Source organism: Streptomyces chattanoogensis (genome assembly GCF_001294335.1).
GTDB classification, from domain to species: Bacteria; Actinomycetota; Actinomycetes; order Streptomycetales; family Streptomycetaceae; genus Streptomyces; species Streptomyces chattanoogensis.
This window is the reverse complement of record NZ_LGKG01000157.1, coordinates 15,181-30,421: the sequence shown is the minus strand read 5'-3', so window position 1 is coordinate 30,421 and position 15,241 is coordinate 15,181. Positions and strand designations below refer to the sequence as shown.

Annotated in this window: 15 protein-coding genes; 9 read left to right on the top strand and 6 right to left on the bottom strand. The window is 69.6% G+C overall.

The window, feature by feature from the left end; all coding sequences use genetic code 11:
* Positions 1 to 44: 44 nt before the first annotated feature.
* Complete coding sequence (locus ADL29_RS27965; RefSeq protein ID WP_053926357.1) at positions 45 to 1,217, bottom strand: acyl-CoA dehydrogenase family protein; 1,173 nt, start codon at positions 1,215 to 1,217, stop codon at positions 45 to 47.
* Positions 1,218 to 1,585: 368 nt separating this feature from the next.
* On the opposite strand from ADL29_RS27965, the gene ADL29_RS27960 reads away from it, so the two are divergent.
* Positions 1,586 to 2,854 (top strand): glycoside hydrolase family 18 protein, encoded by a 1,269-nt coding sequence (locus ADL29_RS27960; RefSeq protein ID WP_046924453.1) that lies wholly within the window; start codon positions 1,586 to 1,588, stop codon positions 2,852 to 2,854.
* Positions 2,855 to 2,936: 82 nt separating this feature from the next.
* On the opposite strand, the gene ADL29_RS27955 is transcribed toward ADL29_RS27960, so the two are convergent.
* The gene (locus ADL29_RS27955; protein WP_046924454.1) at positions 2,937 to 3,596 is read right to left on the bottom strand and encodes a TetR/AcrR family transcriptional regulator; all 660 of its coding nucleotides are present in this window, start codon (positions 3,594 to 3,596) and stop codon (positions 2,937 to 2,939) included.
* A gap of 120 nt (positions 3,597 to 3,716) precedes the next feature.
* On the opposite strand from ADL29_RS27955, the gene ADL29_RS27950 reads away from it, so the two are divergent.
* The 5 genes from ADL29_RS27950 to exaC all read left to right on the top strand — a co-directional run bounded on the left by ADL29_RS27950 (position 3,717) and on the right by exaC (position 8,840).
* Complete coding sequence (locus tag ADL29_RS27950; protein WP_053926356.1) at positions 3,717 to 4,358, top strand: DUF6230 family protein; 642 nt, start codon at positions 3,717 to 3,719, stop codon at positions 4,356 to 4,358.
* A complete protein-coding gene (locus ADL29_RS27945; RefSeq protein WP_211274401.1) occupies positions 4,349 to 5,341 on the top strand; it encodes a DUF6114 domain-containing protein in 993 nt (330 codons plus the stop codon). Before ADL29_RS27950 ends, ADL29_RS27945 begins: the two co-directional genes overlap by 10 nt.
* An 88-nt stretch (positions 5,342 to 5,429) precedes the next feature.
* On the top strand, positions 5,430 to 6,710 hold the full coding sequence (locus ADL29_RS27940) for a GAF domain-containing protein (RefSeq protein ID WP_053926355.1): 1,281 nt from the start codon (positions 5,430 to 5,432) through the stop codon (positions 6,708 to 6,710).
* 189 nt (positions 6,711 to 6,899) lie between these two features.
* Entirely contained in the window at positions 6,900 to 7,217 is a 318-nt protein-coding gene (locus tag ADL29_RS27935) for a cupin domain-containing protein (RefSeq protein ID WP_053926354.1), read from the top strand.
* A 99-nt stretch (positions 7,218 to 7,316) separates the two neighbouring features.
* Positions 7,317 to 8,840 (top strand): acetaldehyde dehydrogenase ExaC, encoded by a 1,524-nt coding sequence (gene exaC, locus ADL29_RS27930; protein ID WP_053926353.1) that lies wholly within the window; start codon positions 7,317 to 7,319, stop codon positions 8,838 to 8,840.
* A 162-nt stretch (positions 8,841 to 9,002) separates the two neighbouring features.
* Here the strand turns inward: exaC and ADL29_RS27925 are convergent, their stop codons facing one another.
* Entirely contained in the window at positions 9,003 to 9,584 is a 582-nt protein-coding gene (locus ADL29_RS27925; protein ID WP_245689663.1) for a site-specific integrase, read from the bottom strand.
* Positions 9,585 to 10,027: 443 nt separating this feature from the next.
* Here ADL29_RS27925 and ADL29_RS27920 point away from each other — a divergent pair, with 443 nt between their 5' ends.
* Both ADL29_RS27920 and ADL29_RS27915 read left to right on the top strand, forming a co-directional pair.
* Complete coding sequence (locus tag ADL29_RS27920; protein WP_053926351.1) at positions 10,028 to 10,222, top strand: hypothetical protein; 195 nt, start codon at positions 10,028 to 10,030, stop codon at positions 10,220 to 10,222.
* Between the two features lie 6 nt (positions 10,223 to 10,228).
* Positions 10,229 to 10,456, top strand: a complete 228-nt coding sequence (locus ADL29_RS27915; RefSeq protein WP_053926350.1) for a hypothetical protein — start codon at positions 10,229 to 10,231, stop codon at positions 10,454 to 10,456.
* A gap of 85 nt (positions 10,457 to 10,541) precedes the next feature.
* On the opposite strand, the gene ADL29_RS27910 is transcribed toward ADL29_RS27915, so the two are convergent.
* The 3 genes from ADL29_RS27910 to ADL29_RS27900 are packed head-to-tail and all read right to left on the bottom strand — an operon-like array spanning position 10,542 to position 14,346.
* Positions 10,542 to 11,600, bottom strand: a complete 1,059-nt coding sequence (locus ADL29_RS27910) for an aldo/keto reductase (RefSeq protein WP_053926349.1) — start codon at positions 11,598 to 11,600, stop codon at positions 10,542 to 10,544.
* 47 nt (positions 11,601 to 11,647) lie between these two features.
* Positions 11,648 to 14,116 (bottom strand): SpoIIE family protein phosphatase, encoded by a 2,469-nt coding sequence (locus tag ADL29_RS27905; RefSeq protein ID WP_053926348.1) that lies wholly within the window; start codon positions 14,114 to 14,116, stop codon positions 11,648 to 11,650.
* On the bottom strand, positions 14,113 to 14,346 hold the full coding sequence (locus tag ADL29_RS27900) for a hypothetical protein (protein ID WP_053926347.1): 234 nt from the start codon (positions 14,344 to 14,346) through the stop codon (positions 14,113 to 14,115). Before ADL29_RS27900 ends, ADL29_RS27905 begins: the two co-directional genes overlap by 4 nt.
* Positions 14,347 to 14,546: 200 nt before the next feature.
* Here ADL29_RS27900 and ADL29_RS27895 point away from each other — a divergent pair, with 200 nt between their 5' ends.
* A complete protein-coding gene (locus ADL29_RS27895) occupies positions 14,547 to 14,900 on the top strand; it encodes a PadR family transcriptional regulator (RefSeq protein ID WP_053926346.1) in 354 nt (117 codons plus the stop codon).
* Positions 14,901 to 15,241: the final 341 nt, after the last annotated feature.

Genomic DNA, 15,241 nt, shown 5'->3' with positions numbered 1-15,241 from the left:
GGGCCGGGCACCGTGTGGCGCCCGGCCCCGCCCCTCGAGGTGCCTCAGCGCGACTCGGGTCCCGCCAGGTGCCGGGCGATGACCATCCGCTGGATCTGGTTGGTGCCCTCCACGATCTGGAGCACCTTGGCCTCGCGCATATAGCGCTCGGCCGGGAAGTCGAGGGTGTAGCCGTAGCCGCCGAGGAGCTGGACGGCGTCCGTGGTCACCCGCATTCCCGCGTCCGTGCAGAAGAGTTTGGCCATGGCCGCCTCCTTGGAGAACGGCTGCCCGGCGTCCCGGAGGCGGGCGGCGGCGAGGTAGAGCGCCCGGCCGGCCTCCACCTGGGTGGCCATGTCGGCCAGCATGAAGCGCAGGCCCTGGAAGTCGGCGATCGGGCGGCCGAATTGCTGCCGTGAGGCGACGTAGGCGAGCGCCTCGTCCAGTGCCGCCTGGGCGACGCCGATGGCGCAGGCCGCGATGCCGAGGCGGCCGGAGTCGAGGGCCGAGAGGGCGACGGCGAAGCCCTGGCCCTCGTCGCCGATGCGGCGGGCGTCGGGGATGCGGACGTCGTCGAAGTGCAGCTGGGCGGTCGGGGACCCCTTCATGCCCATCTTGCGCTCGGGCGCCGCGGCGCTGAGGCCCTCGGCGTCGCCGGGGACGAGGAAGGCCGTGATGCCGCGGGGGCCGTCGCCGCCGGTACGGGCCAGAAGGGTGTAGAAGTCGGCCACTCCGCCGTGGGTGATCCACGCCTTGGTGCCGTTGATGACCCAGTGGTCGCCCTCACGCGTGGCGCGAGTGGTCAGGGACGCGGCGTCGGAACCGGAGGCCGGTTCGGAGAGGCAGTACGCGCCGAGCAGCCCGCCCCCGAGCATGGCCGGGAGGTGTTCGGCGCGCTGTTCCTTGGTGCCGAATTCGGCGAGCGCATGGCAGGCGAGGGTGTGCACGCTGACGCCGAGGCCGACGGTGAGCCGCGCGGCCGCGAGTTCCTCGAGGACCTGGAGGTAGACCTCGTAGGGCTGGTCACCGCCGCCGAACTCCTCGGCGTACGGAAGAGACAGCAGTCCGGATTCGGAGAGCAGGGTGAAGGTGTCGCGCGGGAAACGTCCGGCGTCCTCCTCCTCCGCGGCGACCGGCCTGATCTCGCGCTCGATGAGTTCGCGTACGAGCGTCAGCAGGTCGCGGGCTTCCTCGGTGGGCAGCTTGCGGTCCACCGGCCGGGGGCCGTACTCGGTCATTGCGGCGCTCTCCTCCCTGTCGGGCGCTGCGGCAACGCGCGCACGGGGTGAGGGCGGCGCCGCCGGATTTCCGGGTGCCCAGCCGATGATCACCGTCCGGGTCTCGGATGGCCATGACCTGCAGCTGTGGCGCTAGGAGTATGCCCGATCGGACGCCCCGCGTCACGGGTTGATCATCAACAGATGTGACCGGTCCGGCCAGCGGTCTCCCGCCCCTCCCCCGGCCACGAAATTGGTCCGAACCATTGACCCTACTGGTCTAGTCCTTCTACCTTCTCCTCCAACGTTCTACGCGTTCATGCCAAGTCCCTCCAGGCGCAATCCGAACGCAGGTCAGGCTCCACCTCGCCCCCCTCCGAGGAGATGACATGCTCAGACCGCACCGGAAGCGATCGCCGCGCCGGCTGATCGCCGCCGCCACCGCCCTGTGTACGGCGGCGCTGGCCGGCACGCTGCTGGCCGGCCCGGCCTCCGCCCACCCCACGGACACCGCCGCCCACCCCACGGGCAGCACCGCCCGGGCCTCGGCCGCCGGCGACAAGGTCGTCGGATACTTCACCAACTGGGGCGTCTACGACCGCAATTACCATGTCAAGAACATCGAGACGTCCGGGTCGGCGAACAAGCTGACCCATATCAACTACGCCTTCGGCAACGTCCAGGGCGGCAAGTGCGCGATCGGCGACTCCTACGCCGACTACGACAAGGCCTACACCGCCGACCAGAGCGTCGACGGCAAGGCCGACACCTGGGACGACGGGGCGCTGCGCGGCAACTTCAACCAGCTGCGCAAGCTCAAGAAGCTGCACCCGGGCCTCAAGGTGATCTGGTCGTTCGGCGGCTGGACCTGGTCGGGCGGCTTCGGCGAGGCGGCCAGGAATCCGGAGGCCTTCGCACAGTCCTGCCACGACCTGGTCGAGGACAAGCGCTGGGCGGATGTCTTCGACGGGATCGACATCGACTGGGAGTACCCCAACGCCTGCGGTCTGTCCTGTGACACCAGCGGCAAGGACGCCTTCACCAAGGTCATGAAGGCGCTGCGGGAGAAGTTCGGCCAGAACGGTCTGGTGACGGCCGCGATCACCGCGGACGCCTCCGACGGCGGCAAGATCGACGCCGCCGACTACGCGGGCGCGGCTCAGTACGTCGACTGGTACAACCCCATGACGTACGACTACTTCGGCGCCTGGGACGCCAAGGGCCCGACGGCGCCGCACTCCCCGCTGGCGTCGTACAACGGCATCCCCAAGGCCGGGTTCAACACCACCGACACCACCAAGAAGCTCATCGGCCTCGGCATTCCGGCGAACAAGCTGCTGCTGGGCATCGGCTTCTACGGCCGCGGCTGGTCCGGTGTCACCCAGGACGCCCCGGGCGGCACGGCGACCGGCGCGGCACCGGGCAAGTACGAGGCGGGCATCGACGACTACAAGGTGCTCAAGGACCGTTGTCCGGCCACCGGCAAGGTGGGCGGCACCGCCTACGCCAAGTGCGGTGACCAGTGGTGGAGTTATGACACCCCGGAGACCATCGGCGCGAAGATGGCCTTCAAGGACGCGCAGGGCATGGGCGGCACGTTCTTCTGGGAGCTGAGCGGTGACACCGCCAACGGTGAGCTGATCAAGGCGATCAAGTAGCGCTGACGGCGGCAGTGACGGAGCCGGGCGGGAGGCTGTGGGGCCTCCCGCCCTTCCCCTTGCCGCGGGCGGTGACGGGAGCTCAGGCCGGCGGCCGGGACGGCGGCGCCGGGCAGGCCGGCTCGTACTCCTCGATCAGCCGGAGCGTGTCGCCCAGGCCGCGCACCAGGAGAGCGGCCACCGTCTCACGGGGTATCTCCTGGGCCGCGATCCAGTCGAGGGTGACGCCCTCGACGCTGGAGAGCCAGCCGGTCAGGGCCGTACGGGCGAGCGGCGGAATGTCGTCCCGGCCCCAGGCACCCTGCGCGATGGTGCCGAGCAGCCGGGCGCGCACCGTGTCGCGGATCGCCAGCACCTCGGCGTCGAAGCCGACGCCGCCGGTGACGATGGCGCGATAGGCGGCCTGGTGGTGCTGGGCGTAGCGCAGATAGCCGTCGATGGTGCGCCGGACGCGCTCGACTGGCGGGAAATCATGAGCGTTTCCCGCGCGCTCGACCAGCTGGGCCACCGCGTCCTCGATGATCGCGAGGTAATAGCCGCGCTTGTTGGTGAAGTAGTAGTAGATCAGGCCCTTGGCCACTCCGGCCTCGCGGGCGATGTCGTCCATGGACAGCGCGTCGTACGAGGTGTCGGCGAACAACTTCCTTCCTGTGGCGATGAGTTCGGCACGCCGCGCCTGGGAGCGTACGGTGCCGCGGGCGCCCGGGGATCCGCCCTGTCCGCGCTGTTGACTCTTATTCAAAATCGGCCCTAGTCTCCCACTGAAGTCGTCAACTACCTAGATTTTTCCGGCAGTATGACAGACCGTCATGAACCTCTCCGGATCCCCCGGACGGTCGGCCGCTGCCCCGGGGAGGACGCAATGAGCTCTACGCCCCGCACACCGACCGCACCGCTCGCCGCGCGCATCCCGCCCGAGGGGCGCACCTCCTGGAAGAAGACCGCCGTGGTGGCGCTACCCGCCGTGCTCGCCGTGGGTGCGCTGGCGACGGTGATGGCCCAGGGCGCGCTGGCGGCGTCGTTCGCCGTCTCCGGCACCCACTTCCAGGTGGCGTCGGGCAGGCTGACCAGCAACGGCCTCGCCTCGTACGTGCACACCGACCGCGACGCCGACGGCCGGGGCCACCCCGTCGCGCTGCTCGGCATCGGCCGGGCCACACTCACCGACATCTGCCAGTCGGCGCAGGTCGAAACGCCGGTCGGCACCGTGGTGTTCAAGCTGACGGCGGGCGGCAAGGCCGGTGCGGTGTCCGCCGACAGCCTGGTCATCGACGGTGAGGACCTGGTGGGCGACGCCCGTTTCGGTACGGCCCAGATCGGACGGGACGCCGCCTCGCTCGATGCCGTACCGGGGGTCAGGGGCCCCAAGGGGAAGTTCGGGCTGCAGGCCGGGAACATCGAGGTCGCCGGGGTGAGGTCGCATGCCTGGTCGGCCACCGGCGGCAACTTCCGGCTCAAGGGGCTGCGGGTGAGCGTGAGCCTGGACGGCGACCGGTGTTTCTGAGCGCGCACCGCGCCCGGTGGGGCGCGCGGCTCGAACGGACGCTGCCCTGGCCCGAGCGGCGGGCGGCGCTGCGGAGCTGGCGGCGGACCCGGCCGTTCTGGGCCGGTCTGCTGCTTCTGCTCGGCGGGGCCGAACTGCTGCTGGTCCCGCTGTCGCCGCTGACCGTGCTGGTGAGCCTGGGGCTCGGCGGGCTGGCCGCCCTCGGCATCGGGCTGGCGCTGATGGCCGCGGGGATCTTCCTGTGGTGCGCACCGGCCGCGCACCACTATGTGAGCATCAACGCGCTGATCCTTTCCGTGCTCTCCTTCGCCGCGACCAACCTCGGCGGCTTTCTGGTGGGCATGGGCCTGGGGATCGCGGGCAGTGCGATGGGGTTCGGGTGGACTCCGGTCCGGGATGCCGCGGAGGGCGGCACCGCCGCCGGGTCCGGGGACGGCACGGACCCCGCACCGGCCCGCCGTGGCACCGGCAGCAGGGTCCTCGCCGTCGGCCTGCCCCTCGCGCTGTTCACCGCTGTCGGCGGCCCGGCGCAGAAGGCCGGCGCGGCCGGGATCCCCGCGCCCCCGGCCCCGCCGACCGTGCAGACGACCCTGTTCGCACCGCAGGGATTCACCCTCGCCGGGGTCACCGAGATCCCGACGGCCGGCGGCCCCCTGAAAGTCATGGTCCTGAAGATGAAGGCCGCCTCCCTCACCGACTACCGCCTCCTCACCCACGACAGCAAAGGCCCCCAACTCCGCCTGAACGCCGACTCGTTGAAGCTCGACGGCGAGGTGGTCCTCTACCTCACCAAGTTCAGCGGCTGCCTGGAAGGCGTGGTCTGTCTGACCTTCACCCCCGACACCCTGCCGGTACCACCGGTCGTGCCGCCCTTCGTCTTCATGACCGATGTGGAGGCCGAGCAGGCCCAGGTCACCTCGGATCTGATCGTCGCGGACGGGCTGCGGCTGGAGGCCGGCGGCCGTCGCGGCGCCCGCACCTGACGCGGGGTTTACGGCTGAGTCCCGTACGAGCACCATCGGCGTGCGAGGTCGCGATCCGTGGACACATCCGTAGGCGAAGAGGTGACAGGTGGTCAACCCTTGGCTGGCGCTGGAGTCGGGCGCCGACCCGGTGGCACACACCCGCAGGGTGCGACGGGCCCATGAGGCGTTCCTGGCCGGCGGGACGGTGGCACCGCCCGTACGCCAGGTGGTGGCGGACTCCTGGCGCCGCTCGGCGCGGGCGCGGGCGGCATCGGACGCTGCGGCGCCCATCGAGCTGGACGAATCCGCGCTGTGCGCCTACCGCGACCGGCATCCGCTGGCCCGCGCCATGCCGGTCTTCCGGGAGCTGCTGGGCAGCATCGCGCAGGACGGCGCCCATCTGATGGCCGTCTGCGATCCCCAGGGGCGGATGCTGTGGGTCGAGGGGCACCCCGGGGTACGGCGCCAGGCGGAGCGGATGAACTTCGTCGTCGGCGCACGCTGGGACGAACGGCACGCCGGCACCAACGCACCCGGCACCGCGCTCGCCGCCGGTCACCCCGTGCAGATCTTCGCCGCGGAACACTACAACCGCCGGGTGCAGCGCTGGACCTGTGCCGCGGCCCCGCTGCACGACCCCCGGACCGGCCGGCTGCTGGGCGCCGTGGACATCACCGGCGGCGATCATCTGGCCGGTCCGCACAGCCTCGCCCTGGTGCAGGCCACCGCCCGCGCCGCCGAGGCCCATCTCGCGTGCGGGGCACCGGAGCCGGTGGTGTGTCTGTCCGCGCTGGGCCGGGACGAGGCGCTGCTGGTGACGGACGGCAGGCGGCTGCGGCTGGGCCCACGGCACAGCGAGATCATGGTGCTGCTCACCCGTCACCCGGAGGGCCTGACGGGTGAGCACCTCGCGGTACTCCTCTACGGCGAGCGCGAGATCAGCCCGGTCACGCTGCGGGCCGAGCTGTCCCGGCTGCGGCGGCTCGTCGGCCCGCTGCTCGGCTCGCGGCCGTACCGTCTGACCCGCCCCGTCGACACCGATCTCGCCACGGTGGAGGCGGAGTTGACCGCCGGGGAGGTCATGGCCGCGCTGGATACCTACCACGGTCCGCTGCTGCCGCTGTCGGAGGCACCCGGGGTACGGCGGCTGCGCACGGCGCTCGAGGGCCGGCTGCGGTGCGCCCTGCTCGGCGCCCGGGAACCCGATCTGCTGCGCCAGTGGTCGGCGACCCCCTGGGGCGAGCACGACCTGGAAATCTGGGAGGCCCTGGCGCACGCCCTGCCGCACCGCTCCCCGGCACGCACCGCCCCGCTCGCCGCGGCCGGCCGGCTGCGGGCGGAGTACGGGCTGACGGACGGGGCCGCGGGGCACCAGGCGCGAAGGTGACGACGCCCCAATGTGACGACACCCCATGCGATGACACCCCAATGTGACGACGCCCCCTAGGCGGTCCGTCAGCATCCTTTGCCAAACGGTCGACCCACCGTCCCCGCAGGTCACCTAGCCTCTTCGGCATCCCCCGAACCACTGAGGACGGCCGTCGGTTTCCCGCCGGGCCGTCCGGAGGAGCATGCCATGAGCCTGGTCAACCTGACGGACGCCACCGCCGCCCTTCCCCAGGAGTGGCGCTCGCTGCCGCTCGGCCGGGTCGGCTCGGCCGTGGTGAAGGTGCTGCGGATGAACGAGCTGCCCGTCGCGGAGGAGCGCCACGACGACGCCGAGGCGCTGCTCGTCCTCGACGGCCGGCTCGAACTCGACGTCGACGGCACCCGCGTGCCGGTCGGGCCGGGCGAGCTCTACGTGGTCCCCGCGGACACCCCGCACGCGGTGCGCCCGGGAAGCCGCGGAACCCTGCTGGTCGTGGAACGGCAGGCGGAGTCCCTCGGCCCGTGACGCAACGTTCGCGCAACCTTCGCCTCTCTACCCTGCGCGCAACGCCCGTCGCACCGGAGGCGCCGGGCACCACGTCGAGAGCGATGGGGAGGCCGCACCATGGCCCGTTACGCCAGCCCGGGTTCCGTCGATGCCGTCATGAGTTACCGGACCCGCTACGACCACTGGATCGGCGGCGAGTTCGTGGCGCCCGCGCTGGGCCGGTACTTCGAGAATCCGACCCCGGTCAACGGCCAACCCTTCACCGAGGTCGCGCGCGGCACCGCGGAGGACGTGGAACGCGCCCTGGACGCGGCGCATGCGGCCGCGCCCGGCTGGGCCCGTACCCCCGCCGCCGAGCGGGCCGCCGTCCTCAACAAGATCGCCGACCGGATGGAGCAGCACCTGGAGGCGCTCGCGGTCGCCGAGAGCTGGGAGAACGGCAAGCCGGTGCGCGAAGCCCTGGCCGCCGACATCCCGCTGGCCATCGACCACTTCCGCTATTTCGCGGGCGCCGTACGCGCCCAGGAGGGAACCCTCTCGGAGATCGACGAGGACACCGTCGCCTACCACTTCCACGAGCCGCTCGGCGTCGTCGGGCAGATCATCCCCTGGAACTTCCCCATCCTGATGGCGACCTGGAAGCTCGCCCCCGCGCTGGCCGCCGGCAACGCCGTGGTACTCAAACCGGCCGAACAGACCCCCGCCTCGGTGCACTTCTTCATGTCCCTGATCGCGGATCTGCTGCCGCCGGGCGTCGTCAACATCGTCAACGGCTTCGGAGTGGAGGCCGGCAAGCCGCTGGCTTCCAGCCCGCGGGTGGCCAAGGTCGCGTTCACCGGCGAGACCACGACCGGCCGCCTGATCATGCAGTACGCCTCGGAGCATCTGCGCCCGGTCACCCTCGAACTCGGCGGCAAGAGCCCCAACATCTTCTTCGACGACGTCTCGTCGCTGGTGGACGACTTCCAGGACAAGGCCCTGGAAGGCTTCACCATGTTCGCCCTCAACCAGGGCGAGGTGTGCACCTGCCCGTCCCGGGCACTCATCCAGCGCGGGCACTACCGGGACTTCCTGGCCGCGGGCGTGGCCCGTACGGAGAAGATCGTCCAGGGGCACCCGCTGGACACCGACACCATGATCGGCGCGCAGGCCTCCAACGACCAGCTGGAGAAGATCCTGGCCTATCTGGACATCGGCCAGAAGGAGGGCGCCCGGGTCCTCACCGGCGGCTCCCGGGCCGAGCTGGGCGGGGAGCTGGAGAGCGGCTACTACGTCCGCCCGACGATCTTCGAGGGCAACAACGACATGCGGATCTTCCAGGAGGAGATCTTCGGCCCGGTGCTGGCCGTCGCCCCGTTCTCCGACTTCGACGACGCGATCGGCATCGCCAACGACACGCTGTACGGACTGGGCGCGGGCGTCTGGACCCGGGACGGCTCCACCGCCTACCGCGCGGGACGCGCCATCCAGGCCGGGCGGGTGTGGACCAACTGCTACCACGCCTATCCCGCACATGCGGCGTTCGGCGGCTACAAGCAGTCCGGGATCGGCCGGGAGAACCACAAGATGATGCTGGACCACTATCAGCAGACGAAGAACCTTCTGGTGTCGTACTCGCCGAAGAAGCTCGGCTTCTTCTAGAGGCACGAAAAAAGGCGCCTGACCTGGGCTTTTGCCCGTCAGGCGCCTTCCGCTCGGCCCGCTCAGAGCAGGGCCCGGTTTACGTCGTAACTCCCAGTTCCTCCCACCGCTATCCCGCTCCTGACCAGCTCTTCCGGACCAGTCACGGACCAAAACCCCGACTCACCCCTCAGGCGCCGCGCCCTGGCTGACGCGGTCCCACTCCTGCATGGACTGCTCAATCAGCCGGTTGGCCTGCTCCCTGACGCCATCCAGGAACTTGGCGTAATGCCGGAAGAGGACCTCGATGCTCTGGCCCGCGCGGCGAGCGCATTCGGCCGGGTCCACACCGGAGTACAACCAGAACGAGATCCCGGCGTGCCGGAGATCGTAGGGCCGCTTGGCCAGCCCGGAGGCGAGTTCCGTGCGGGTCAGCACGTACTTCCGTGCCCGCGCCCACGTAATGCCATACGCAGACGCGTCCACGTAGTTGCCGGCCTGGTTCCGGAACAGTCGGCCGTCCGGCGCCACGCCGAACCGTTCGATGTGTGCACGGAGGATGCGTACGAACTGCGGCGGGATGGGCACTGGCCGGGTCGCGGTAGCCGCACGGCGCTTGAGCGAGTGCACCTCGTGCACCGCACCGTCGTCCGTCCATTCCTTTCCTGCGGTGACGACTCCGCCCGACAGGTTGAGCATCCCCCACCCGGTCTTGGGCAGATGGCACTGTTCGAGCCGGAGGTGGATGACCTCCGCCGGCCGCATGGCCGCGTAGTACATGCAGCCGAAGAACGCCTCGAGGTGAGGACCGCGCCCGCACTGCTGGCCAACCGCCGCGAGCAGTCGGACAACCTGAGCCGGGTACCGAGCCGACCTCGACCGGGCCGGCGAAGGAAATGACCTCTACCTTGATGAAGCCCTTCTGGAAGTCAGCGCTGATCAACTCGGCCGCCTCGGCGGCCATGGCCACAGAAGACGATCAAGTTGCACCCGTAAAGGGTCTGCTTCACACCGTTCCGATGCACGAGCGAGCCACATGCCTACTCCGGGAAACTGCCGACGACGTCCAAGAAGGAGGCCGCTGCTCGAACTCTCCTCGGGCTCACGCCTCGGCCGTGAAACCGCCAGAACCCGCCCAACGAGAGGCACCCCGTACGGCCTGCACACGGCCGGCCCTGGCGACATCCCCGACGGCGCACATCGACCCAGTGATCGACGTGGTGACCGCGGTGACAGCGGGCACCGGCACCACGCCGAGCGAGACTCGGCGCACGTTGCCGTGGCTGCATCCGACGACCCGGCCGGGCACCGGTCAGACCGGCGACGCAATCACCCGCCGGTTCAAGAACAAGGCCGGATACCTGCGCCGCTGCTTCACTGACACCCAACTCGGCACGATCTAGCGGTACTTGACCGACCCCGACGCCAGCCCGACCGGCCTGCTGATGCTCGCCGGGTACGGCGGCCAGGTCAACGCGGTACCGCCGGAGGCCACCGCCGTCGCCCAACGCGACGCGGTCATGAAGGCCATCTTCCTGACGACCTGGACCGAGGAGTCCGACGACGCGGCCCAGCTGGGCTGGATCCGCGAGTTCTACCGTGACGTATACGCCGACCTGGCCGACCCACCCGCCTGACGGGCGGCCACACCTGCAGACGCCACGGCGAACGCCGCTCGGGTCGGGCCGCTGATCTCGGTGCCCTTGCGCACATACTCGCGGCTCAGCGGGATTCGACTTTCAGGTCGCCGAACATGGTGTTGCGGTTGCGGGCCAGGAGCTCGTGGGGGAAGCCGAGGTCGATGGCGCTGGCCTCGTCCAGGCGGGCGAGGTGAGCGGCATCGAATGCGACGTCCAGGGCACCGAGGTTGTCCTCCAGCTGCGCCGGGGTCCGGGCGCCGACGATCGGTGCCGTCACGTCGGGGTTCTGCAAGATCCAGGCGAGGGCGACCTGCGACGGCTTCTTGCCCAGTTGGGCCGCGATCTCTTTCACCACATCGGCGATCGCCAGACCGCGCTCGGTGAGATAGCCGTGGGCGCGCGCGAAGTTCTTGCGGGTTCCTTCGGGCGAGGCGGCGGCGGGCTGCTCAGCCAGGTCGGCGCGGCTGTATTTGCCGGTGAGCATCCCGCTGGCCAGCGGTGACCATGCGATCACGCTCAGCCCCATTTCGCGCGCCATGGGAATCAGATCGCGCTCGACGGTCCGTTCGATCAGGCTGTATTCGATCTGCAGTGCCACCAGCGGCGACCACCCGCGCAGATCGGCGATGGTCTGCATGCGCGAGACCTGCCAGGCGGGCGTGTTCGAGATCGCCACGTACAGCACCTTGCCCTGGCGGACCAGGTCGTCGAGGCCGCGCAGGATCTCCTCCACCGGGGTCACGGAATCCCACGCGTGCACGTACAGCAGATCTATGTAATCCGTATTCAGCTGTCGCAGACTCGATTCCACCGAGGCGAACATGCTCTTACGGTGACTGCCACCGGAGTTCGGGTCGCGCGGTCGGCGCAGGGCCACGTATTTCGTTGCCAGCACCAGGCTTTCGCGGTTGTCGCTGGTGAATTTGCCCAGCAGCCGCTCGGAGCTGCCGTCGGTGTACATGCTGGCAGTGTCGATGAAGTTGCCGCCGCGCTCGACGTAGGTCTCGAACAGCTGGCGCGCCTCGTCAGTGTCGGCACCCCACCCCCAGTCGGCACCGAAGGTCATGGTGCCCAGCGCCAGCGGCGAGACCCGCAGACCTGAGCGGCCCAGCAGCCGGTAAGTGTCGAGGGTGAGAGACATCGCATCCTCCTGTGTCACATTCCGTGCGTCGGACAGGCGGAACAAGTTCACGCCGGCCCTGTCACGTTGCCGTCAGAGCTGTTCGGTAATGGCAGGCGCGCCATGGGGAGGGCTTGTTCGGCCCAGATGGTCTTGCCGCGGGCGTGATAGCGGGTGCCCCAGAGCTGGGCGAACTGAGAGACCATGTAGAGGCCGCGTCCTCCTTCGTCGGTATCAAGGGCGCGGCGGATATGGGGAGAGGTGCTGCTGCTGTCGGAGACCTCGCAGATGAGGTTGCGGTCTCGGATGAGCCGCAGCTGGATGGGTGGGCTGCCATAGCGGATGGCATTGGTGGCCAGTTCGCTGACCAGAAGTTCTGTGGTGAATTCCAGGTCTTCCAGGCCCCATTCCTGCAGTTTCCCGATGGCCAGGGCACGTGCTTCGCTCACGACTGCGGGATCGTCCGCCAGATCCCAGGTGACGTGTCGGTCCGGCTCAAGGCCGCGTACCCGCGCTACGAGCAGCGCCACGTCGTCCTGCCGACGGGCGGGGGAAAGGTGGCCCATGATCGTGTCGCAGATGTCATCGAGCCGTTGAGCGGGGTTGAGCCCCGCGCCGGACAGCGCCTCGCGGAGCGACGCGAGGTTCGTCTCGGCGCCCTGGCCCTGCCCGGTGGGTGAGCCATCGGTGTGCAGGACGAGCAGATCTCCGTCGTCCAGTGTCGCTTCGCCTTTTTCGAAGGGTGCTCCGCCACGGCCGAGGGGGAGACCGTCGGGCAGATCGAGGAATTCGACCTGCCCGTCCGCGCGTACGCGTGCGGGTGCCGGATGCCCTGCGCGGGCCACGGTGCAGCGCCGTGTGAGGGGGTCGAAGACCGCGTACACGCACGTGGTCCCGACCGCTCTGCCCGCAATGCCTTCTCCGTGCTCGTCGTGGAATCGGTTGACCTGGTCGTCCAGGTGGGTGAGGAGTTCCTCGGGCGACAGGTCGAGGTCCGCGAGTGTGCGCACTGCGGTCCGTAGCCGACCCATCGTCACGGCCGAGTGCAGGTCGTTTCCGGGTACGTCTCCCACCACCAGCGCGACGCGTGCGCCCGACAGCGAGATCGCGTCGAACCAGGCGCCTCCCAGCACCGTTCGGCCGCTCGCCGGCAGGTAGCGCGAGGCGGCCTCGACGGCACTGAGCACGGGCATCCGCTGCGGCAGCAGACTGCGTTGCAGCGCCAACGCCGTCGTCCGCTCGCGGGTGTACCGCCTGGCGTTGTCGACGCATACGGCGGCCCGTGCCACCACGTCCTCGGCGAGCAGCACATCGTCCGCCTCGAAGCCGTGCTCACCTCTGAAGCGTTCGAAGACCACCACGCCCAGCGCGGCGCCTCGTGCGAACATCGGCACCAGCAGCCACGAGTGGACGCCGAATTCTTCGGCACGCGAGGCCAGGCGGGAATCGGTCGCGGCCAGTTCGGCGATCACCTCGCTGCGGGTCAGGAGCAGGGGCTCGTCACTGGCCAGCGCCCGGGTGAACACGGAGCTCACTCCGGAGGTGAACAGATCGATGTCCCCCGTGACGACCGCTTCCTCCACCGGCCCGTCACGGACCGATGAACTCGCCACGCGGCGTAGCGGAACCGTCTCGTCGACGGGACCGGCCACGGGTTCCTCGCCCCCGAAGACGGGGTCCAGCAGGTCGACGTAGGCGTGGTCGGCAAAGACCGGGATCGCCACGTCGGTCAGCTCCTGTGCGGTGCGCAGGACCTCAAGTGTGCTGCCGATCTTCGAGCCGGCGTCATTGACCAGTGCCAATCGCTCCCGGGCGCGGACTCGGTCGGTGATTTCGAATACCGCGTGGGCCAGGCCGATCACCTCCTTCGAATCGCTGCGCAGCGGAACGATCGTCTCGGAAAAGGCCCGGTACCGGTCCGGGTCCCCGGGATCGCGTGCATGCACTTCGTTTGCGACCAGCGCCTCACCGGTGGCCAGGACATTCCGCTGCCGGGCCTCGAAGTCGTCGATGTCGAACACTCCGACCGGAGCCACTTCCCGCATGGTGCGCCCCTCGAAATCCCGATACGCGAAACCTTTCACGCGCCGCGCATTCTGCGCGACGTAGTGCAGCCGGGCGTCGAAGACGTCGATATGGAAGGGTGATTCGGTGAACAGGCCCCTCAGGAGCGCACGGCCGAGATTCTGCTGACGCACCGCATCAGCGGAGTTCGCGCGAATCAGCCACTGCGGCTCACCGTCGGCGGACACGAGGCGTTGGGCATGCAGAGCGACCTCGACGCGGCTGCCGTCCCGATGGCGTAGGGCCGTCTGCCCGAGGAAGGGCTCCCCGGCCCGGCAGCGCTCCTCGAGTCGGGGAGCATCAGTCTCGTCCTGCAGCAGGCCCGTCCCGCGCCGCCCCAGGATGGCGTCGGCGGGGTAGCCGAGCAGGCGCTCGGCACCCGGGCTCCAACTCGTCACCACGCCCCGTGCGCCGATGACGGCATAAGCCTCGTCCTGTGGCGCGGCAAGATCACCGAAGATCCGGGGGGTCATGTCTCCACCTCCCGGAGCCCGGCAGGTGCGGTGGTGGCGGTGAGGGACCGTTCGCCCCAGATGGTTGTTCCGCGGCGGCCGTAGCGGCAGCCTCGGCACACGGCGAGCTGGGCCACGACAAACAGGGCGCGGCCACCGGCCGCGCCCTGTCCCCAGCCCTCGTCGACCACAGCGGCCGCATCGCTCAACGGCAACGACCCGCCACCGACAAGATCGTTAGAGGTGTTCATCTCGCTCCTCGCTGGTGAGGGAGCCATCGCGCACCACTCATGTCCATTATCAGGCGATATGCGTCATCACGGTGAGCGACTCGACGCGGGCGGCGCGGCACCCCGCACGCCGGGGCAGGCGGGCCCGGGCAGGCCGGGGTGCGGCAGACCACACCCCTCCTCCGAGTACATGCATTGCATTACCATGTAGCATGCATTGCATGGAACCTGACATTGCAGGCAAGTTCTCAGTCGGCAAAGCAGAGAGGCAGCTCCGCAAGGGGGCGCTGGAGCACTGCGTACTGGCCCTGCTGCGCGACGGCCCCCGCTACGGCGTGCAGTTGCTGGAGGCGCTGGAGGCAGGGAGTGTCATGGCCGCCGGCCAGGGCACGATCTACCCCCTGCTGTCACGGCTGCGCCGTGACGGATTGGTGGAGACCCGCTGGCAGGAGTCGCCCATCGGGCCGCCGCGCCGCTACTACGAGCTGACGCCCACGGGGCGGGCCGCACTGAAGGACTTCACCGATATCTGGCCGCACTTCCGAGGTGCCGTCGACCAATTCATCGTCGACTGACACACGGACAGGAAGGATCTGACATGGACGCCTCCCCTCACCAGCTGCTGAGAGCCGGCCGACCCGTGCACGCCCCACCGCTCCCTTGGCCCTGGTCAGCTCATGCGCAGAGGGACATGCGGACCGAGCGGTCCGGGTGAGCGAAGGGCATCCGGACCGGTACCGCAGCCCCGCATAGGGCTGGTTGGCGTTCGCCGATTGCTCAATGGAACGTGCCTACGCGGCCGGCCTGGATCAGGAACATGTCGCCGTGCCGGTCATGGCGGAACGGGAAGTCCGGTACGACAACGCTCCCGGCAGCCCCCGCTGACCTGGACACAGCAACGAACAAGGAACGAGGA

Coding starts and splice junctions, on each gene's coding strand:
- ADL29_RS27965 (WP_053926357.1), bottom strand. CDS start 1,217: ATGACCGAGTACGGCCCCCGGCCGGTGGACCGCAAGCTGCCCACCGAG.
- ADL29_RS27960 (WP_046924453.1), top strand. CDS start 1,586: ATGCTCAGACCGCACCGGAAGCGATCGCCGCGCCGGCTGATCGCCGCC.
- ADL29_RS27950 (WP_053926356.1), top strand. CDS start 3,717: ATGAGCTCTACGCCCCGCACACCGACCGCACCGCTCGCCGCGCGCATC.
- ADL29_RS27935 (WP_053926354.1), top strand. CDS start 6,900: ATGAGCCTGGTCAACCTGACGGACGCCACCGCCGCCCTTCCCCAGGAG.
- exaC (WP_053926353.1), top strand. CDS start 7,317: ATGGCCCGTTACGCCAGCCCGGGTTCCGTCGATGCCGTCATGAGTTAC.
- ADL29_RS27925 (WP_245689663.1), bottom strand. CDS start 9,584: ATGCGGCCGGCGGAGGTCATCCACCTCCGGCTCGAACAGTGCCATCTG.
- ADL29_RS27910 (WP_053926349.1), bottom strand. CDS start 11,600: ATGTCTCTCACCCTCGACACTTACCGGCTGCTGGGCCGCTCAGGTCTG.
- ADL29_RS27905 (WP_053926348.1), bottom strand. CDS start 14,116: ATGACCCCCCGGATCTTCGGTGATCTTGCCGCGCCACAGGACGAGGCT.
- ADL29_RS27900 (WP_053926347.1), bottom strand. CDS start 14,346: ATGAACACCTCTAACGATCTTGTCGGTGGCGGGTCGTTGCCGTTGAGC.
- ADL29_RS27895 (WP_053926346.1), top strand. CDS start 14,547: ATGGAACCTGACATTGCAGGCAAGTTCTCAGTCGGCAAAGCAGAGAGG.